An 18,252-nucleotide genomic window follows, 5' to 3' on the forward strand; every position below is an offset into this window, starting at 1 on the left:
CTTCGGGCCCGGCGGCCGTTCGTTTATGCGGGGAGGGGCGTCTTGCGGGCCCTCCCACACAAACCGTAATGCCGGACTTGTTCCGGCATCCACCGTTCCGCAAGGTCCTCGGCCGCTAAACTGGCGACACCGCGGATCCTCGGACAAGCGGGCGAGGAGTGCGAATCCCTCCGTGCCCCTACATCAACCCCAGCGCCCGCAGGCTCGAATGCCCGCTGGTCCCCATAATGATATGGTCGTGCACCGCGATGCCCATGCGCTTGCCCGCCTCCACCATGTTGCGGGTGATGTCGATGTCCGCCCGGCTGGGCGAGGGGTCGCCGCTCGGGTGGTTATGCACCAGGATGATCGCCGCCGATCCAAGGTCCATCGCCCGCTTGATCACCTCGCGCACATAGACCGCCGCCTCGTCGATTGATCCCTCGCTCACCAGCTCGTCGCGGATCAGCATGTTCTTGGTGTTGAGGTGAAGCACCCGTACGCGTTCATTGGTGTGGTGCGCCATGTCGGCGCGCAGATAGTCGAGCAGCGCCTGCCAGTTGGACAGCACGGGCCGCTCGGCCACTTCGGCGCGCAGCAGGCGGAGTGCGACGGCATGGGCGATCTTGATCGCCGCGACCGATGTCTCGCCCATGCCCTTTACCCGCGCCAGCGATTCGCCATCGGCGCTTAGCAACCCGCCGATCCCGCCGAATTCGGCGAGCAGCGCCTTGGCCAGCGGCTTGGTGTCGCGCCGCGGAATCGCCAGGGCGAGCAGATATTCGATCAACTCGTGATCGAGCAGCGCATCGGATCCGCCCTCGTTCAGGCGCTTGCGCAGGCGGGCGCGGTGGCCGCTATTGTCTGGTTCGGGAACGCTCATCGGGGTTCGAGGATTAGTGCGGGGGCTGGCCACGCGCAATTGCGCGTGCTTTGGGGAGCGTGCTGAAAGGCATATCCTTGTGCCGCAACCGGGAGTGGCAAGCTGAGTCTGGAAGAAGCGATCGAGGACAGGCCCCGCCGACGGCGGGCGCGTCGGGTCGTGCTTGTCGTCGCGTTCGTGCTGCTCGGCGGCCTGATCGCGCTCTGGACCCAGCGCAAACCGATCGCTGCGGGCTATATCGACAAGGCGCTCCATGGTTATGGCGTGCCGGCGCGCTATCGGATCGCCGATCTTGGTTTCAACCGTCAGCGGCTGACCGACGTATCGATCGGCGACCCCGAGAATCCCGATCTCGTCGCCGACTGGATCGAGCTGCGCACCAGTGTCGGCTTCTCCGGCGCCGAGGTGACGGGGGTCAGTGCCGGCCACGTCCGGATGAAGGCGCGGCTGGTCGACGGCAAGCTGTCGCTCGGCGCGCTCGACAAATTCATGTCCGCTCCGTCGGGTAAGCGGTTCGCGCTGCCCGCGATTGATGCCGATATGGAGGATGTCCGGATCAGGCTGGCCGCACCGCACGGCGTGGTCGGCATCAAGCTGAGCGGGAAGGGCAGGCTGAACGATGGTTTCGCCGGCCAGGTCGCGGCGATCACCGAACGGCTCGATCTCGGAACCTGCCTCAGCGGTCCGGCAAGCGCCGTGCTCGCGGTAAGGATCGCCTCGGGCCAGCCGTCGCTCAGCGGCCCGATTCATGCCGGCTCGCTGGACTGTGCCGGCGCCCGCCTGACCGACGCCGGCGCGACCGTCTCGGTGACGCTCGACAAGGGGCTGGACGGGTGGCGCGGCGATGCGAAGCTCGCTCTGGCCAGGCTCCGCCATTCTGGCGCCGAGCTCCGCACCCTTACCGGTACGATCGACTTTGCCGGGAAGGCTGACGGTACCGCCGGCAAGCTCAACCTCAAATCGGGTATCGCCGCGGTCCGTGGCGCCGGCGCCGATTCGACGACGCTCGCCGGCACCTACCGGGTCGGCAAGGATGGCATCGCCTTTGACGGCAAGGCCGGGGCACGCCACGCCCTGCTCGGACGCGTGATGCGCAGCCGGGTCGCCGCATATCGCACCATGGGCGCGGGCACGCCGGTGGCGCCGCTGGTCGGCAAGGCGATCGACGCAGCCGTGGCCGCCGCGCAGTCGGCCGATCTCGAAGCCGATTTCTCGGTCATCATCAACGGCGGCCGCGGCCAGGCAAGCGTCTCGCGGCTTAAGCTTGCCACTGCCTCGGGCGCCTGGGCGACGATCGGCGGCGGGGACGGTATCGGGTACGCCTGGCCGGGCGTCGGCGTGCGGTTTGATGGTTCGGTCGGCATGGGCGGCGGCAACCTCCCGGACGCGACCATCCGGATCGTCCAGGTCAGGGCGGGCGGGCCCATCAGCGGCACCGCGACCTTCCAGCCCTATGCTGCCGGCAATGCCCGTCTCGCGCTGACGCCGGTCAGCTTCGCCGAGACGCCCGGTGGAATCACCCGCATCTCGACCCGGGTCACCCTGTCCGGGCCGCTCGCGGATGGCCGGATCGACGGGCTCGTCCTGCCCTTGACGGGCCTTTGGGACGGCCACGACCGGCTCCAGATCAACCGCGCCTGCGCACCGCTGTCGGTTGGCGCCCTGGCCGTGTCGAGCTTCAGGTTGAAGGGGGTGTCGGCCACGCTCTGCCCGGTCGATGGCGCGATGGTCAGGCTAGATGGCCGCCGTATCGGTGGTGGTGTGCAGACCGGGGCGTTCAAATTGGCGGGCGCGATCGGCAGTTCGCCGCTCGCGCTATCGGGCAGCGGCCTGATGCTGCGCCTGCGCGATACTCGCGCCGACCTGCACGATGTGGATGTCCGCATCGGTTCGCCTGACCGTATGACGCAGCTTTCCTTCGCCCGGGTCGAGGGCCGCTTTGCAGGCGGCACCATGGCCGGCACGATCGAAGGCGGTAGCGGCCGGATCGCCAATGTCCCGCTGCTGATGTCGGACGCCCTGGCCAACTGGACTTTCGCGAAGGGCGCGCTCGACCTGACCGGCGGCACGCTGCGGGTTGCCGATGCCGCCGCCACGCCACGCTTCGCGCCGCTCGCCGGCAGCGATGTCGCGCTCCGGCTCGCCGATAGCGGGATCATCGCGACCGGACGGTTGAGCACGCCCGACAAGCATATCTTCGTCAGCGGCGTCGCGATCGAGCACAACCTGGCGAACGGCAGCGGCCATGCCGACCTGAGCGTACCTGGCATCGTCTTCGGCGACGCCCTCCAGCCCGACCAGCTTACACCGCTGACCTTCGGTGTCATCGCGAATGTGGTTGGCACCGTCTCGGGTGAGGGCCATATCCGCTGGAACGCCGATGGCGTGACCAGCGACGGCGTGTTCCGCACGCCAGGCACCGATCTTGCTGCCGCCTTCGGCCCGGTAACGGGCATTGCGGGGGAGATCCGCTTCACCGATCTGCTCAACCTGGAAAGCGCTCCCGGCCAGATCGCGACGATCAAGACGGTCAACCCCGGCATCGCCGTCAATGACGGCACGATCCGCTACCGCTTGCTCGCCGGTACGCGTGTCGAGGTGGAGGGAGGGCGCTGGCCCTTTGCCGGCGGCACGCTGGTGCTCGAGCCGACCATGCTCGATTTCGGCCAGAAGATCGAACGCCACATGACCTTCACCGTCACCAGTATGGATGCCGGCGAGTTCCTCCAGCAGTTCGACTTCAAGAACCTCAACGCCACCGGCATCTTCGACGGCACGCTGCCGATGATATTCGACGAGAAGGGGGGGCGGATCGAGAATGGCCGGCTGACCGTGCGTGTCGGCGGCGGCACGCTCGCTTATGTGGGGGAGGTCAGCCAGAAGGATGTCGGCATGTGGGGCAACCTTGCCTTTCAGGCGCTGAAGTCGCTGCGCTACCGCTATCTCGAACTGGTGATGAACGGCCCGCTGGCCGGCGAGATGGTCACCGAGGTCCGCTTCGCCGGAGTCGGTCAGGGTGAGGGTGCCAAGCGCAACTTCATCGTCGACCGGCTGCAGAAGCTGCCCTTCATCTTCAACGTCCGGATCAAGGCGCCCTTCCGCGGGCTGATCGATTCGGCCGCGTCCTTCTACGATCCGAGGCGCCTCATCCAGCGCAACCTGCCGGCCTTGCTCGAGGAGCAGCGCAAGCGCGCCAAGCCTCCCGAACAGACGCCACCGCCCATCCAGCCCATTCAGCCTGCTGAAAGCGAGAAACTGCCATGACCGAAACAGGATTGACGAAACGAAGGTGGAGACCGACGAAGGACGGGATGAAGAGACTGTTACCGATCCTTGCCCTGGGTGCCAGCACCGCGACGAGCGGCTGCATCAGCATCAGCGCCCCGGACAAGCCGATCGAGATCAATCTCAACATCAGCGTGACGCAGGAGGTTGTCTATCGGCTCGATGGCGAGGCGAAGACGTTGATCCAGCAGAATCCGGGTATTTTCTGATGAAGAAGATGATGAAGCTTTCGATGATCGCCGCAGGCCTCGGGCTCGTGGGCCTCGCTACGGCTGCCTATGCGCAGCGCGATCCGGCCTATCAGGCCGCGCGCTCTGCGGGCCAGGTCGGCGAGCAGCCCGATGGCTATCTCGGCATCGTCAGCGGCGGCAGCGCCGAACTGCGCGCGCTGGTCAACAACATCAACATCCAGCGCAAGGCGAAATACACCCAGAGCGCGGCCGCAGGCGCGACGGTCGAGCAGATGGCTTTTGTCAGCGGCTGCAACCTGATCCTGCAGACGTCCCCCGGAGAGAAGTACAAGACCCCCGGCGGCACCTGGGCAACCCGCGGCGCCGGCGCACCGGAACGCGATTCCCGCTGCGTCTGACTTCCTCCCTTCTGCACTTCCCCGGCCCTTCTGCAGTTCCCCGGCGAAGGCCGGGGTCCAGTTGCGGAGGCCGAGGTAACGAAGCGTGACGACGAGCATAGCCGTCCCGTCGCTGGACCCAGGCCTTCGCCCGGGGAAACGAAAAAGAAGAGTAGAAGCAGCCCGCCCGACAGGTCGTCTGTAAGGCAGTGCGCTCTGGCCCCTACCGGTCCAGAACCTGCCGGACCTTCATCGCAAGCTGCTCCAGCGTGAACGGCTTTGACAGCAGGTCCACACCCGGGTCGAGCATGCCGTTATGGACGATGGCGTTGCGCGTATAGCCAGTCGTGTAGAGGACGCGCACGTCCGGCCAGCCCTTGGCGACCCGTTCGGCGAGCAGCCGGCCGTTCATGTCGGGCATGACGACGTCGGTAAACATCAGGTCGATCCGCGGCTGCAATTCGAGCAAGGCCAGGGCCTGTTGCGCGTCGGACGCCTGGACCACGGTATAGCCGAGCTCGCGCAGCGTCTCGACGGAGGTGTGGCGCACCCCCTCGTCGTCCTCGACGACCAGGACGAATTCCTCGCCCCGGGCGCGGGGGATATCGTCAAGCCGGGCCGCGTTGCCGGATAGCGTGCCGGTCGGGTGGACCGCGTCCTGAAGGGCGCGCGGCAGATAGATCTTCACCGTCGTACCCTGGCCGGGTTCGGAATAGATCTTCACATGCCCGTTGGACTGTTTGACGAAGCCGAACACCTGGCTGAGCCCAAGCCCGGTGCCCTTGCCGACACCCTTGGTCGTATAAAAGGGGTCGAAGGCACGTTCGATCACTTCGGGCGGCATGCCGGTGCCGGTGTCGCTCACCGACACGAGTACATATTGCCCGGCCTTCACGTCGGGATGCTGTGCGGCATAGGCGTCGTCGAGATGGGCATTGGCCGTCTCGATGGTCAGCCGTCCGCCATCCGGCATCGCGTCCCGCGCGTTCACGCACAGGTTCAGCAGGGCATTGTCGAGCTGGTTGGCGTCGGCAAAGGTCGGCCACAGCCCGCCCGCCAGCACCGTTTCGACCCGCAGATGCTCGCCGATCGTCCGGCGCAGCATTTCCGACATGCCGCCGACCATCTTGTTGGCGTCGACCGGCGCAGGGGCGAGCGGCTGCTGGCGTGAAAAGGCGAGCAGGCGGGAGGTGAGCTGCGCGGCGCGCTGGGCGCCTTCCATGGCATTGTCGACGCAGGCGGCGGCTTTCCCATGGTCGCCCGCCGATGCGCGGATCTTCGCCATGTCGAGCGATCCCACCACGATGGCGAGCATGTTGTTGAAGTCGTGCGCGATCCCGCCGGTCAGCTGGCCGACGGCTTCCATCTTCTGCATCTGCCGTGCCTGGGCCTCCACCCGTTCGCGGCTCTGCGCTTCCTCGATCAGCCGGGCGTTCGCCTGTTCGAGCGCATCATGGGCCGACTGCACCTGCATCAACTGTCCGCGCATGCGGGAAAAGGCATAGAGGCCGAGCAGGCAGGTACCGATCGCCGCGAGTATCAGGGCGCCGATGGCGACGAAGAGCCTCCATTGCGCGCGGGCCCGCCGGTCGGGCAGCAGGCGTTCCTCCTCGCTCTTCATCGTCGCGACCACGACGCGGATCCGGTCCATCAGCCGCTTGCCATATTCCAGCTGCCCGACCGGCACGATGCCGCTCCGATCGAAGGTGGCGATGACGGCCCCCAGATGCGCATTGCGGTCGGTGGCGAGGCGGGTCAGCTCGCGGGCCCTGGCCAGCTGCGACACGTTGTCGCCGACCGCCGCCTCCAGCGCCGCCAGATCGCCATCGAGGTTGGCCGTCGCCTCGCGGTACGGATCGAGAAACGGCTTTTGCCTGGTGAGCAGATATCCGCGTTCGCCGGTCTCCGCATCCTGCAGGCGGGACAGCACGTCGGTCAGGCGGCCTTCGACTTCCAGCGTATGCAGGACCAGCGCCGCCGCCCGATCCTGCCTGACCACGAGCCATAGCGCACCGGCGACGATGAGCACGAGCAGGACGAAACCCGCGAGCAAGGCGACCGGCGCCCGGTCAGTCCGTCCGGTCAGCATGGCGTCTGCGTGACGAAGTTCGGATCGGGGCGCAACAACCTGGAGCAGCTATTCGGCGATTGTTCCGCAGCGGGTCCGCCTTGGCGATCAGGCCCCGAGGCATCGTCCGAAGGCGGCACCGCTCCGCGGTCGAACCCGCGGCCGACGAACGCGTCCATATCGTCGGCCCACCGCTTCGGGGCTCAGGGGCGGAGAGAAGCGAAAAGTCACCGGGGGTTAAGGTTGACTCAAGGCGACCCCTTTTCTAAACGGGCGCCGCAACGGGGGCTCGCCCCATGTTTTCCGTCGCCGTGCGCAAGCCCGGCGGCGTTTTCTTATCAGGATGCTTTCGCGTTGGCCGATGACCGCCAGAACGATGACCTTGAAAGCCGCATCGCGAAGGCGCGTGCGACTGAAGAGGCGCGTACTGCCGGAAATCCCGCGGCAAAGCCCGCCAAGGGCTATTCGCAGGGGTCGCGCGTTCTGGCCGAGCTGATCGGCGCGCCGATCGGCGGCGGCCTGATCGGCTGGCTGCTCGACAAATGGCTTGGCACCAGCCCCTGGCTGCTGCTGATCCTGCTCGCGCTCGCCATCGTCGCGGCATTCCGTAACATCTTCAAGATCTCGAAGGAGCGCGCGGAATGACCGTCGCTTCCGACAGCAACGCACAAGGGTAAGGCGATCGTGGCCGGTAAAATTGACCCGATGGAACAGTTCCTGGTCGAGCCTGTGCTCGGCCGGCATCTTGAGCTGTTCGGATACGATGTTTCCTTCACGAACTCGGCGCTGTTCATGGTCGTCGTGTTCGCGCTGCTGTTCCTGTTCATGTGGGGCGGCATGAAGCGTCAGCTGGTGCCGACGCGCTGGCAGGCGGCCGCTGAATCGGTCGTCGGCTTCATCGACAACATGATGCAGGTGAACATCGGGCCGGAAGGCAAGAAGTTCGCGCCCTACATCTTCTCGATCTTCATGTTCATCCTGTTCGCGAACCTGGTCGGCGTGCTGCCGCTGGCGATCGTGCCGGGCCTGCACACCTTCGCCGTGACCAGCCACATCACCGTCACCGCGGTGCTGGCCTTCCTGTCGTTCGGCATCGTGCTCGCGGTCGGCTTCTGGCGCCACGGCCTGCACTTCTTCTCGCTGTTCGTGCCGCACGGCGCGCCCGGCTGGCTGATGCCCGTCATCATCCCGGTCGAGTTCGTGTCGTTCATGGTTCGCCCGTTCAGCCTTGGTCTGCGACTGTTCGTCGCGATGACCGCCGGCCACATCCTGCTCGAAGTGTTCGGCAGCTTCGTGGTGCAGGGCCTGAACGCCGGCCTCGACGGCAGCCCGATCGGCTTCATCGTCACGGTGCTCAGCTTCCTGATGATCGTCGGCGTCAGCGCGCTCGAGTTGCTGGTGTGCGCGATCCAGGCCTATGTCTTCGCGCTGCTGACCTCGCTTTACCTGAACGATGCGGTGCACCTGCACTAAGTCTTTCGAATTTCGTCCCAAACTACCGTATTTCTAATGGAGCTTATCATGACTGATCTTGGTGCAATGTACATCGGTGCCGGCCTCGCGGCGATCGGCGTTGGCATGGCCGCGCTCGGCGTGGGCAACGTGTTCGGTTCGTTCCTCGAAGGCGCTCTGCGCAATCCGGGCGCAGCAGACGGCCAGCAGGGCCGCCTGTTCATCGGCTTCGCGGCATCGGAGCTGCTCGGCCTGATCGCGTTCGTCGTCGCGATCCTCATCCTCTTCGTCGTCAAGTAAGCGAAGAGCGACCTCAATGCCGCAGCTATCCCAGATCACAGAGATCTACGCGTCGCAGCTGTTCTGGCTCGCGATCGTGTTCGCCCTGATCTATTTCGGGATCGGCAAGGCGATGGTCCCCAAGATCGAGCGCACGATCGACGATCGTAACGCGAAGATCAGCGGAGACCTCGCCGCGGCTGAGGCCGCGAATGCCGCCGCCCGTGCGTCGGAACTCGACTATCAGACCGGGCTCGAATCGGCCCGGTCCCAGGCCCTGAAGGCGGTGACCGAGGCGAAGGCCAAGGCAGCCGCCACGGCCGAAACCAACGTCAAGGCGGGCGACGCGGCAATGGCCGCGGAGCTCGTCGATGCCACCGCCCGGATCGAGGGTGCCAGGACGACTGCCCTGGCCGAGATCGAGACGGCGACCGTCGACGCGGTTCAGGATATTGTCGCCAAGCTTTCGGGCGTGGCGGTCGATCGCTCGGCGATCGAACAGCAGGTGAAGGCGGAACTGGCGCATGGCTGACGCGCATCACGAGACTCTGACGGCGGCGACCGGCACGACCGAGCTGCATCACGAGCCCACGGCTCTGGGCATTTCGGCGCCCGGCTTCGTCGCGCTGTCGATGCTGGTCGTCATCGGCCTGATCCTCTGGAAGAAGGTGCCGGCAATGATCGCCGGCATGCTGGACGCAAAGATCGCCACGATCCGCACCCAGCTCGACGAGGCCTCGCGCCTCCGTGCCGAGGCGGAGAAGCAGCTTGCCGAGGCCAAGGCACGCAATGCGGCGAGCGCCGGCGATGCCGCCGCGATCATCGCCCATGCCGAGGCAGAGGCGAAGCTGATGATCGCCAAGGCCGAAAGCGATTCCGCCGATCTGGTCGGCCGCCGTCGCAAGATGGCCGAGGACAAGATCGCCGCGGCCGAGCGCGCCGCGATTGCCGAGGTTCGCGCTACGGCAGCCGACGCCGCCACCCGTGCGGCCGCTGCGATCATCGCCGAGAAGCATGACGCCGGGGCCGATGCGCCGCTGGTCGATCGCACCATCGCCGGTCTCGGTCGCCTCAACTAATCCCGCCTTCGGGCAGCATCACCGACATTCCACGGTGTCTCGATCCCGGCTACACCCGGGGCCGGGGCACCGAGTCGCGTGTCCTGATCCCTGGAGAGAGAGTCCCATGAAGCTTGCCGCCCTTACCGCCCTGTTCGTGATGACGGCGGCCCCCGCCGTCGCGCAGACCGCTCCTGCGGCGCCTGCGACCCCGGCCGCACCGGCTGCCCCCGCGGCAACCGCGGCGAAGTTCGATCTCGACACCCCGATCCAGACCATCGCCGCCGACCCGGCCGGCAAGGCTGTGCTCGAGGCCGATTTCCCCGGCATGCTCGCGCACCCGGCCTATGACCAGTTCAAGGTGCTGTCGCTGAGCGCCGTGCAGCCGCTGTCCAACGGCGCCCTCACCGACGCACAGCTCGCCAAGGCCAAGGCCGATCTCGCCGCGCTCAAATAGGTCCGGGAATGCGTTAATCTGAGCGCAGGCGATCCCAAACTCCCTTGTTCCCCGGCGAAGGCCGGGGCCCAGTTGGGGGACGATAATGGGAAGTGCTGCGCGTCGTTACATCTACCTTTCCTACTGGGCCCAGTACCGGGTTGAACATGCCCCGCATGTTCAAGGATCGTCCGGGGGACGATCCGACCCGGTACTCTCCGCCGGGGAAGAAAGAAGGAGGCAAAAGCAGCGCTTCAAGCCGTTCAGATTTAAACCCTAATACCGGATCATCACCCGCCGTGCGATGGCGGGTGACACATTATACACCGCGTTCAGCACCGCGGTCATGCCGACATTCGCCTGTTTCCGCCCGCGCGCCATCGCCGCGACGATCTGCCGCCCGCATTCCGGCGCCGGCATCTTCTTGTGCAGATTGTCCTCGGTCATCCGCGTCTCGACCACCGGCGGCAACGCCTCCATCACCTGCACGCTGGTGCCCGCCAGCTGCGCCCGCAACGCCATGGTGAAGCTCCGCAGCCCCGCCTTGGTGCCGCAATAGACCGGGCTCCCCGCGTTCGGCGCGATCGCCAGCCCGGAGGTGACGTTGACGATCATCGCCTCGGGCCGCGCGCGCAGCCGGTCGAGCAGCCCCGCGATCAGCCGGACAGGCGCATTGACGTTCAGGAAGATGCACCGGTCGATCTCGCCCAGGTCGAACGGCACCCCAACCTGGAAGGTCGCGCCCATGCCGGCATTGTTCACCAGGATGTCGATCGTCCGCTCGGCCACTTCCGCGATCAGCGCGTCGCACCCGGCGGCGCTCGAAAGGTCCGCCGTCACCGTGTCGAACCCCTCGGCCAGCGCCGCGGCAAGCCGCCCCCGGTCGCGCCCGACCACGATCACCTCCGCCCCCGCCGCCTGCAGGTGCCGTGCGATCTCCAGCCCGATGCCGTCGCTGCCCCCGGTCACTAACGCCGTCTTGCCCTTCAACTGCATGTCCAGCTCCCCTGTCGGACATGATATAGCCGTTGTTGCGGGCGCGCCGGAGTCCTAACTGAGGGGGACGATGTCCACCCCCAATGCCCCCGATCGCTTCAACGAAGAGAAATCCACCTTCACGGTCCGCGGCACCGACGCGCCCGATCTGGAGGCCGGCGTGGCCGCCATCCGCAACGTGCTGAAAACGCTGCCCACACGCCCCGGCGTCTATCGCATGCAGGATGCGAAGGGCGACGTGCTCTACATCGGCAAGGCCCGCGCGCTGAAGAACCGGGTCAACAACTACACCCAGGTCGATCGCCTGCCGAAACGGCTCCAGCGCATGGTCGCGCAGACCCGCTCGATGACCATCGTCACCACCAATAACGAGGCGGAGGCGCTGCTGCTCGAGGCGCAGCTCATCAAGCGCTATCGCCCCGCCTACAACGTCCTGCTGCGCGACGACAAAAGCTTCCCCTTCATCCTCCTGCGCGCCGATCATGATTTTCCGCGCATCCAGAAGCATCGCGGCGCCCGCCGCGCCAAGGGCAATTATTACGGCCCCTTCGCCAGCGCCGGCAGCGTCAACAACACGCTCAACGCCCTGCAGAAGCTGTTCCTGCTCCGCTCCTGCACCGACAGCTTCTTCAGGACGCGCGACCGGCCCTGCCTGCTCTACCAGATCAAGCGCTGCTCGGCCCCCTGTGTCGGCCGCATCTCGCAGGAGGATTATGGCGAGCTCATCGGCGACGCCAAGGCCTTCCTCGCCGGCAAATCGACCCAGGTGCAGACCAAGCTCGGCGGCCAGATGCAGGCAGCGGCCGAGAATATGGATTTCGAGCTGGCMGCGATCATCCGCGATCGGCTGAAGGCGCTCACCTTCATCCAGGGCAGCCAGGCGATCAACGCGGAAGGGGTAGGGGACGCCGACATCTTCGCGCTCGCCAACAAGAACGGCGTCATGGGCATCCAGGCCTTCTTCATCCGCGGCGGCCAGAATTGGGGCCATCGCAGCTTCTTCCCCGCCCACACCAACGACGTGCCCGAGGCGGAGGTGCTGGCGAGCTTCCTCACCCAATTCTACGAGGAGGTGCCCCCGCCGCGCATCATCTTCGTCGATCGCGAGCTGGAAGAGACCGAGCTCCTGCAGGAGGCGTTCGCCGAGCGGGCAGGGGCGAAGGTCGCCATCTCCATCCCCCAGCGCGGCACCCGCCGCCGCCTGCTCGACCAGGCGAAGCGCAACGCCGAGGAAGCGCTCGATCGCCGCCTCGCCGAAAGCACCACCCAGGCAAAGCTGCTGCGCGAGGTCGCCGATCTGTTCGATCTGGCCGAGCCGCCCGACCGGATCGAGATCTACGACAACAGCCATATCCAGGGCACCAATGCGCTCGGCGCGATGGTCGTCGCTGGGCCGGAGGGTTTCCGCAAGGGCCAGTACCGCAAGTTCAACATCAAGGATGCGAAGACCATCCCCGGCGACGATTTCGGCATGATGCGCGAAGTCTTCGGCCGCCGCTTCGCCCGCGCTCAGGCCGAGGACCCCGATCGGGATTCAGGCGAATGGCCCGATCTGGTGCTGATCGACGGCGGCCGTGGCCAGCTCAACGCCGCAAAGGGCGTGCTGGAGGAACTCGGCATCGAGGATGTCTGCCTGGTCGGCGTCGCCAAGGGCCCCGACCATGGGCGGGAAGGGCGCGAGGTCTTCCACCTGATGGACGGCCGCGAGCTGACCCTGCCGACCAACGCGCCCGTCCTGTTCTACCTCCAGCGCCTGCGCGACGAAGTCCACCGCTTCGCGATCGGTGCCCACCGCGCAAAACGCGCCAAGGCGATCGGCGCGAGCCCGCTGGACGAGGTGCCGGGCATCGGCCCCGCGAGGAAAAAGGCACTGCTGATGCATTTCGGCACGGGGCGGGCGGTGCGCAATGCGAGCCTGGAGGACCTGCAGAAGGCGCCGGGGGTCTCGGCGCTGGTGGCGCGGCAGGTTTATGATTTTTACCACGGGCGATAGGGGCCCTCTTGGCCATCGCTTCAAGTGTATTGCAAAAAATATCAACGAATGCTAACTTTTGCCCGCCAAATTTCGTGCGCGAGGGTGGCTACATCGGGGATCGCGCCTATGCTATTTGTTGAAGATCGACCAGCAACACTGCAAGATTGGCTGGATGGTCGTAGCCCTGCTCACCTTTCGACGAATGCGGGTACGCCGCTTGTCGCTTTTCAAGCGTGGCGTGCGTTCAAGGAAGCTTTCGCGCCCGAATTAATAGCGCAGGCATTTGAAGAGACGAGCCTAGCTCTCGGAAGACCAATATCTCAAGTTATTGACCCGTTCGGGGGGTCTGGGACGACCGCGCTTGCAAGCCAGTTTCTCGGCGCAGCGCCAACGACCATTGAGGTTAACCCTTATCTTGCCGATTTGATCGAAGCGAAGCTTGCTTCCTATGATGCCGCAGCATTGTTGGATGATTATGCATCGTTGTTGCGGGAAGTTGATGACGACGATAGCGATGACATATTCCCTGGTGCGCCCGCTACGTTCGTAGCTCCAGGCAAGGATGGTCGGTATATTTTCAGCGAAGCGGTAGCTCGGCGCTTGGCAGGTCTCCGCAACGCGATCTTGGCGGTTAAAGAACTCTCTCATCGCCGTCTTTTTAGGGTGCTTCTCGCCCCAATCTCGTTGCAGGTCAGTAACGTAGTAGTGAGCGGGAAGGGGCGACGTTACAGAAAAAACTGGGCGGATCGTGAATCGTCAGCTTCTGATGTTCTCTTCGCCTTCGATGCCGCCTTCGTCCAAGCTGTCTATGACATCCAGCGTTTTCGAAACAGGCAGCATCTGGGCTACGATTTACTGCGTGGCGATGCCCGAGTTTTGACGCCGTCATCCGGCCAATTCGATGTGGCTATCTTTTCGCCACCGTACCCGAATTCCTTCGATTATACCGATGTTTATAACGTGGAACTTTGGGTTTGCGGCTATTTGAATGGTGGCGAGGCAAATCGGAAACTCCGACTGGAGACTTTGCGTAGCCACGTTCAGATTAAGCGAGATTATTCCGGGTCGGAAGTAAAGTCAGATATTCTTAGGCGCGTGTCGCTTGAGTTAGACAGCATCCGGGGGGAGCTGTGGAACGGAACCATCCCTGACATGGTCTCCGCTTATTTCTCCGATATGCAAGATATTCTCGAAAAACTTCACGGATCGATCGTGCCCGGCGGCAGGGCCTATCTTGTCGTCGGCGACAGTCGTTACCACGGCATCCAAGTGCCGGTCGCTGACATCCTCGCCGAAATAGCGGCCGGGATTGGTTATCAGTTGCTTGCCGTTGAGCCCTTCAGGTCAATGCGCGCGTCTCCCCAACAAGGTGGGCGTCCGGAATTGCTAGAGAGTCTTTTGACCTTTCGCCGCTGAAGCATTTCGGGCGGCGCGCTCCTCCGTCCGCAGGGCCGAGGAGCTGCGATGGAGAAACCATCGCCAAAGGTAAACCGCTTCCCGCATAGCCTCTTCTTGGATTTCGGCGAAACATGCGCGATCACCTTCGTCAGCGGCGCGCATGTCATAACAGCAGAGTGCAGCATTGTTGGCATGCTCTCTATGCCGGTAGGCAACCGCCTGAGTGATACCTTCCACGACGCGCCCCCTTGTGTCAGCGACCCCAATCGTATTGCCTGCCTCAGTTCTATCGGTAAGAGCTTTCAGTTCTAAAACCCACTCCTTTACAATAATTTTCTTCCCTGATACGTCACGGGTCTCTGCATAAATCACTAAATCTGTGATGCCGTCGTCATTTTTAGGCTCTGCGCGGACTTTGTGCTTCGTGTAACGTGATCGCAGCTGCTCGATTAACTTTCCCTGTATGCGTTCTTCTGGCCGATGTGCTGGCCACCCTTTTGATGCGTCGCCCCAAACTGCTGGGGCATGACCTTCACGAGTGCGCAGTGGTGTTGCGAGCGACGTATTATAGAAATGATCAAGGCAGTCTTTGAGGTCGTCCCTTGTTATCTCAGTGTAAGCAAGTGCCACGTCATGCACGAAGTCAACGTTCTCCAAGCCCTTTGCATAAAAGCGGCCTACCGGAACATTGCCTCTCCAATCGATGACTAGTGCTGGAAGACCGCCAAAGCCTGCACTTCTGACTTTCCCGAAAATTACGGCTTGGTCGCTACAATCAATGTTGAGCGCGTATGCGGCTCCCAGGGCGGCATTCGAAAGCCATACCTTTCCAGCGATGGGGTCGTTGCCGGTTGCAATCACCGGGTGAAAAGTCCCGCCGCAATCTTCGGCGTCGCTTTGGAGCGCATCGCTCTGAAGGAAGACCGCGACCCCACCTGAATCTCCTTGCTGCTGGCGAATCGTCACCAAAGCTGAGATCTTCATCAAAAAGCGCTCGCTAGGCGTGGCTCCTGCGTTGTCGGGAAACGGCTGCTCTCGCGCAGAGTTCTTGATTTCCTCAAGCGTTATCCCGCCGAGATTGCTAACCATGCGACCTCCTCTTGAGAAGGCGTACGTACATTAGAAGCTTCTCTGCCTTATTTAGCGTAACCCCTTCAGGAGCGAACGTCTGAAATGTCTCCGCAGCGTTATAGGTCGGGTTGATCGACTTCTTTAAGCGCTCGCCAAAATCGACAACGCGCCCATCTGCGATCGCGGGATTTGACCATGTTGCATCCTGCAATGCAGCGTCATCTCGTTGGTCCGGGCTAATCTCAAGGAAGGCAAATGCGAGTTCGTTGAGATATGCGGAAATATTCTCCTGATCGGGAAGGATCGAGATCGCTGCCAATACGGGGCGCACGGCCCTAGCGTTAAGCCGGTAAGTTGCATCGAGGCGTAACGGGTTTTCAGGATCGGGCTTTAACGCATCGACGACTATCAGGCCCGCTCCGACGCATAAATCTAGCTCATGCTCCAACGCCGAGGAGCGTGGGCCGTCACGATCTTTGAGAACCGACCGTTCTAGCGGTTCGACTTCCCATACTGGACTGAGCACGTTAGTTAGATAAGCGAAAGCGTGTAGATCGCGGTTAGATATCGGAGTGCCGCCAGCGCCTTCCAAAGCCGCGATGATTTGCAAGAGGCGAGCCCGGACACGGAGGTCTGGTTCAGGCTGTCCAGCACTCATTGAGGGTCCTGGCCAAGAATCTCATCGACCTTCTGCATGTAGAGATCACGCAGATTGATGAGCGCTTGCGTGGGCATTGCTTGTTCGATCAGGTTCACGACGCGAGATCTGCGTTGTTCCTTCAGGTACGCTGATAGGGTATGCGGAATGAATCCGCCCTCGATGATGTTGCAAGCGAGTATAACGTTGGCGGTATCTCCCATCGCAAAGCGCGCAAATAGGTCTCCCGCGCGCCCCGCGAATACGGCGTCTAATGATCCTTCCGGTCCGTCTACAACCAGAGTACCTTTTCCCGAGCCCAGTTCGTCAATAAGGATCATCCGGAAGATAATATCCAGATATTCACGCTGCGATAGCGAGACCTGTTCTTGGGTCCTTCGAACAAATTGGCTAAGGGTAGCACCAGATGTCATTTCGACTTCGAACGCAGGAAATTCGAATGATCGCCCCCCTTGCCCGATCTTAGCGGTTCGGGGCGCGTACACGAGCCGAACTTGCTCCGCGAAAAACGGCTCAGCCCGACGATCGAATGCCCCTTCCAATCGTTCTCGAATCTCCTCCGTCGCGTTCTTCAGCTGAACAAGGAGTTCGTCAATCTTTTGTTCCGCAATAGTTCTCTCTTGTCGAAATATCTGCACTTGCTCACGAAGCGTAACAATGCGATCCTCTTCGCGACTAAGCTCCAGGCCCTCTTCTGCCGGTAAATTCTTCTTCAATTGTCGAATTGTGCCGTGTTTCGTTTCTGCATTCAGCCGGACAGCAGATAGCTTTTTATGTAGAGCATAAACGAAATCATTCGAAGTTATGAACTGGCGACGAAGGTCATCAAGTTCGCGGCGACGCGATTCTAGCGCCTCGTAGGCTTCTACCGCCTTATTTTTAGCGGCATCACCGATGTATTCGACGTTGGTGTCGAATTTTCGAGGGTTGCCGCAAACTACGCAATGCCCGGTATCGCTGCGGGTCTGCATCTCCTTCGCAGCATCTGGCGCTGCTTGGTTGCAGGCAATGCATATTTTCTCCGATATAAGTTTCAGGAAAATATACTGATCAGTCGGGTTAACTCCTGCGAATGCTTGACGAAGTACATCGAATTTTATCTTTTCATATACCTGCGCCGCATCGTCGAGCTCTTTCTCGGCGCGCTTTACCTGGAGATTGTAGTCAGAGCGCTGCGTTTCAGCTCCGTCTAATTCTTCGGATAATTTTATTTCATCCTTGAGTAGGGCATCAAGTTCTCCCTGAGCAGCTGCAATGCGCGCTCTGGTGTCGCTAGCGCTTACTTTCTTTATTGCTTCCTTCTGTCGTTTAGCCGTTATCTTGAAAAGCGTTGCGCTGAGGTTGCGTGCCGCACTGTCTGCAGAGACGATTTCGCCTTCAAGGCGACGTAGATCGGCCGAAAGATTGGGGGTCAAGAGGGCGCGAAATAGCTCAAATTGGGCGGCCCCATCCCAAATTAGAGGTTGTCGCATTTCCAAGTAGAAAGTGAGGTGATCCAGCGCGCGTACGACGTCTTCGAACTGCGCGACGCCCATCAGTGCGGTGAAAGCGGCGCGATAATTTTCTTCGCTGCCAATCTCCTCGGACACGCCGTCTCGTGTGATAACCGCTTTAATGAGCGTCAAATTCGAAAGTGAGCGTTCTACAACCAACTTCGCATCGCCAACGCTAACCTCGATAGTGGCAACCGAATCCCGCGCGCCGTCGAGTACCCGAACCGCGAAAAACCGATTATTGACAGCCTGCAAGTCATCACGATCGCCGGCAAAGCCTGCTCCACGCGCCCGAACCGCGCCGGTCAGGAGATATCGCATAAGCAGGAGCAATGTACTCTTGCCGAGACCATTAACGCCGAGAACGAGCCAAGGCCCCCCGCCAAGTTCCAGGCAGAGCTCCTTGCTCTCACCTAATCCGGGATAGAGGTCATAGCTACGAACAGAAACGCGTTCGATGCGCGGAAATGCAATCAACGGATCCCCCAATTACGATTCTCGCCGTACCGGATCGGCAATCGGCCCGCCTTTATTTCTACCAATCGAATCCGACTTCTGCCTGCGTTGAGTGCGTGCGATCTCTATGTTCTGCGACGGCTCCTATTCCGTCAAGGGGGCGCGGTGACACTCCACTTAACTGGCCAATGGACTGG

General features: G+C 62.7%; 17 protein-coding genes. 11 read left to right on the forward strand and 6 right to left on the reverse strand.

The genetic code is table 11. The annotated features are described in order from the left end of the window. Positions 1-178 precede the first annotated feature (178 nt). Positions 179-862 (reverse strand): RadC family protein, encoded by a 684-nt coding sequence (gene radC / locus AC1DT7_RS14275; RefSeq protein WP_478036705.1) that lies wholly within the window; start codon positions 860-862, stop codon positions 179-181. 159 nt (positions 863-1,021) lie between these two features. Here radC and AC1DT7_RS14280 point away from each other — a divergent pair, with 159 nt between their 5' ends. Genes AC1DT7_RS14280 through AC1DT7_RS14290 form a run of 3 tightly spaced genes read left to right on the forward strand, consistent with a single transcriptional unit; the run spans position 1,022 to position 4,736 of the window. After that, the gene (locus AC1DT7_RS14280) at positions 1,022-4,126 is read left to right on the forward strand and encodes an intermembrane phospholipid transport YdbH family protein (RefSeq protein ID WP_478036706.1); all 3,105 of its coding nucleotides are present in this window, start codon (positions 1,022-1,024) and stop codon (positions 4,124-4,126) included. Between the two features lie 47 nt (positions 4,127-4,173). Further along, positions 4,174-4,356, forward strand: a complete 183-nt coding sequence (locus AC1DT7_RS14285) for a YnbE family lipoprotein (RefSeq protein WP_478036707.1) — start codon at positions 4,174-4,176, stop codon at positions 4,354-4,356. Beyond that, the gene (locus tag AC1DT7_RS14290) at positions 4,356-4,736 is read left to right on the forward strand and encodes a YdbL family probable chaperone protein (RefSeq protein ID WP_478036708.1); all 381 of its coding nucleotides are present in this window, start codon (positions 4,356-4,358) and stop codon (positions 4,734-4,736) included. The genes AC1DT7_RS14285 and AC1DT7_RS14290 overlap by 1 nt, the downstream gene beginning before the upstream one ends. Before the next feature lie 202 nt (positions 4,737-4,938). Here the strand turns inward: AC1DT7_RS14290 and AC1DT7_RS14295 are convergent, their stop codons facing one another. Further along, positions 4,939-6,804: a CHASE3 domain-containing protein gene (locus AC1DT7_RS14295; RefSeq protein ID WP_478036709.1), complete on the reverse strand. Its 1,866-nt coding sequence runs from the start codon at positions 6,802-6,804 to the stop codon at positions 4,939-4,941. A gap of 333 nt (positions 6,805-7,137) precedes the next feature. On the opposite strand from AC1DT7_RS14295, the gene AC1DT7_RS14300 reads away from it, so the two are divergent. The 6 genes from AC1DT7_RS14300 to AC1DT7_RS14325 all read left to right on the forward strand — a co-directional run bounded on the left by AC1DT7_RS14300 (position 7,138) and on the right by AC1DT7_RS14325 (position 10,029). Further along, the gene (locus tag AC1DT7_RS14300) at positions 7,138-7,428 is read left to right on the forward strand and encodes an AtpZ/AtpI family protein (protein ID WP_478036710.1); all 291 of its coding nucleotides are present in this window, start codon (positions 7,138-7,140) and stop codon (positions 7,426-7,428) included. Positions 7,429-7,488: 60 nt separating this feature from the next. Continuing rightward, positions 7,489-8,256, forward strand: coding sequence for a F0F1 ATP synthase subunit A (locus tag AC1DT7_RS14305; RefSeq protein WP_478036796.1), 768 nt, complete (start codon positions 7,489-7,491; stop codon positions 8,254-8,256). A gap of 66 nt (positions 8,257-8,322) precedes the next feature. After that, positions 8,323-8,535: a F0F1 ATP synthase subunit C gene (locus tag AC1DT7_RS14310; protein WP_055777096.1), complete on the forward strand. Its 213-nt coding sequence runs from the start codon at positions 8,323-8,325 to the stop codon at positions 8,533-8,535. Positions 8,536-8,551: 16 nt separating this feature from the next. Further along, a complete protein-coding gene (locus AC1DT7_RS14315) occupies positions 8,552-9,046 on the forward strand; it encodes a F0F1 ATP synthase subunit B family protein (RefSeq protein ID WP_478036711.1) in 495 nt (164 codons plus the stop codon). Then, positions 9,039-9,593: a F0F1 ATP synthase subunit B family protein gene (locus tag AC1DT7_RS14320; protein ID WP_478036712.1), complete on the forward strand. Its 555-nt coding sequence runs from the start codon at positions 9,039-9,041 to the stop codon at positions 9,591-9,593. The genes AC1DT7_RS14315 and AC1DT7_RS14320 overlap by 8 nt, the downstream gene beginning before the upstream one ends. Before the next feature lie 106 nt (positions 9,594-9,699). Next, the gene (locus tag AC1DT7_RS14325) at positions 9,700-10,029 is read left to right on the forward strand and encodes a hypothetical protein (protein ID WP_478036713.1); all 330 of its coding nucleotides are present in this window, start codon (positions 9,700-9,702) and stop codon (positions 10,027-10,029) included. A gap of 255 nt (positions 10,030-10,284) precedes the next feature. On the opposite strand, the gene AC1DT7_RS14330 is transcribed toward AC1DT7_RS14325, so the two are convergent. Beyond that, positions 10,285-11,004, reverse strand: a complete 720-nt coding sequence (locus AC1DT7_RS14330; protein WP_478036714.1) for an SDR family oxidoreductase — start codon at positions 11,002-11,004, stop codon at positions 10,285-10,287. A gap of 70 nt (positions 11,005-11,074) precedes the next feature. Between AC1DT7_RS14330 and uvrC the strand changes: the two genes are divergently transcribed. Both uvrC and AC1DT7_RS14340 read left to right on the forward strand, forming a co-directional pair. Further along, positions 11,075-12,997 carry an excinuclease ABC subunit UvrC gene (gene uvrC, locus AC1DT7_RS14335; protein ID WP_478036715.1) on the forward strand — a complete coding sequence of 641 codons (1,923 nt, stop codon included), beginning with the start codon at positions 11,075-11,077 and terminating at the stop codon, positions 12,995-12,997. A 108-nt stretch (positions 12,998-13,105) separates the two neighbouring features. Then, positions 13,106-14,395, forward strand: coding sequence for a hypothetical protein (locus tag AC1DT7_RS14340; protein ID WP_478036716.1), 1,290 nt, complete (start codon positions 13,106-13,108; stop codon positions 14,393-14,395). Here the strand turns inward: AC1DT7_RS14340 and AC1DT7_RS14345 are convergent. Genes AC1DT7_RS14345 through AC1DT7_RS14355 form a run of 3 tightly spaced genes read right to left on the reverse strand, consistent with a single transcriptional unit; the run spans position 14,366 to position 18,076 of the window. After that, positions 14,366-15,466, reverse strand: a complete 1,101-nt coding sequence (locus AC1DT7_RS14345; protein ID WP_478036717.1) for a hypothetical protein — start codon at positions 15,464-15,466, stop codon at positions 14,366-14,368. The genes AC1DT7_RS14340 and AC1DT7_RS14345 overlap by 30 nt on opposite strands. Beyond that, entirely contained in the window at positions 15,459-16,106 is a 648-nt protein-coding gene (locus AC1DT7_RS14350) for a hypothetical protein (RefSeq protein WP_478036718.1), read from the reverse strand. The genes AC1DT7_RS14345 and AC1DT7_RS14350 overlap by 8 nt, the downstream gene beginning before the upstream one ends. Then, entirely contained in the window at positions 16,103-18,076 is a 1,974-nt protein-coding gene (locus AC1DT7_RS14355) for a hypothetical protein (RefSeq protein ID WP_478036719.1), read from the reverse strand. Before AC1DT7_RS14355 ends, AC1DT7_RS14350 begins: the two co-directional genes overlap by 4 nt. Positions 18,077-18,252: the final 176 nt, after the last annotated feature.

The sequence above is a fragment of the Sphingomonas sp. P3_C6 genome (assembly GCF_056402595.1).

Coding starts and splice junctions, on each gene's coding strand:
- radC (WP_478036705.1), bottom strand. CDS start 862: ATGAGCGTTCCCGAACCAGACAATAGCGGCCACCGCGCCCGCCTGCGC.
- AC1DT7_RS14350 (WP_478036718.1), bottom strand. CDS start 16,106: ATGAGTGCTGGACAGCCTGAACCAGACCTCCGTGTCCGGGCTCGCCTC.
- AC1DT7_RS14345 (WP_478036717.1), bottom strand. CDS start 15,466: ATGGTTAGCAATCTCGGCGGGATAACGCTTGAGGAAATCAAGAACTCT.
- AC1DT7_RS14290 (WP_478036708.1), top strand. CDS start 4,356: ATGAAGAAGATGATGAAGCTTTCGATGATCGCCGCAGGCCTCGGGCTC.
- AC1DT7_RS14310 (WP_055777096.1), top strand. CDS start 8,323: ATGTACATCGGTGCCGGCCTCGCGGCGATCGGCGTTGGCATGGCCGCG.
- AC1DT7_RS14315 (WP_478036711.1), top strand. CDS start 8,552: ATGCCGCAGCTATCCCAGATCACAGAGATCTACGCGTCGCAGCTGTTC.
- AC1DT7_RS14305 (WP_478036796.1), top strand. CDS start 7,489: ATGGAACAGTTCCTGGTCGAGCCTGTGCTCGGCCGGCATCTTGAGCTG.
- AC1DT7_RS14295 (WP_478036709.1), bottom strand. CDS start 6,804: ATGCTGACCGGACGGACTGACCGGGCGCCGGTCGCCTTGCTCGCGGGT.
- AC1DT7_RS14320 (WP_478036712.1), top strand. CDS start 9,039: ATGGCTGACGCGCATCACGAGACTCTGACGGCGGCGACCGGCACGACC.
- AC1DT7_RS14330 (WP_478036714.1), bottom strand. CDS start 11,004: ATGCAGTTGAAGGGCAAGACGGCGTTAGTGACCGGGGGCAGCGACGGC.
- AC1DT7_RS14285 (WP_478036707.1), top strand. CDS start 4,174: ATGAAGAGACTGTTACCGATCCTTGCCCTGGGTGCCAGCACCGCGACG.
- AC1DT7_RS14325 (WP_478036713.1), top strand. CDS start 9,700: ATGAAGCTTGCCGCCCTTACCGCCCTGTTCGTGATGACGGCGGCCCCC.
- AC1DT7_RS14340 (WP_478036716.1), top strand. CDS start 13,106: ATGCTATTTGTTGAAGATCGACCAGCAACACTGCAAGATTGGCTGGAT.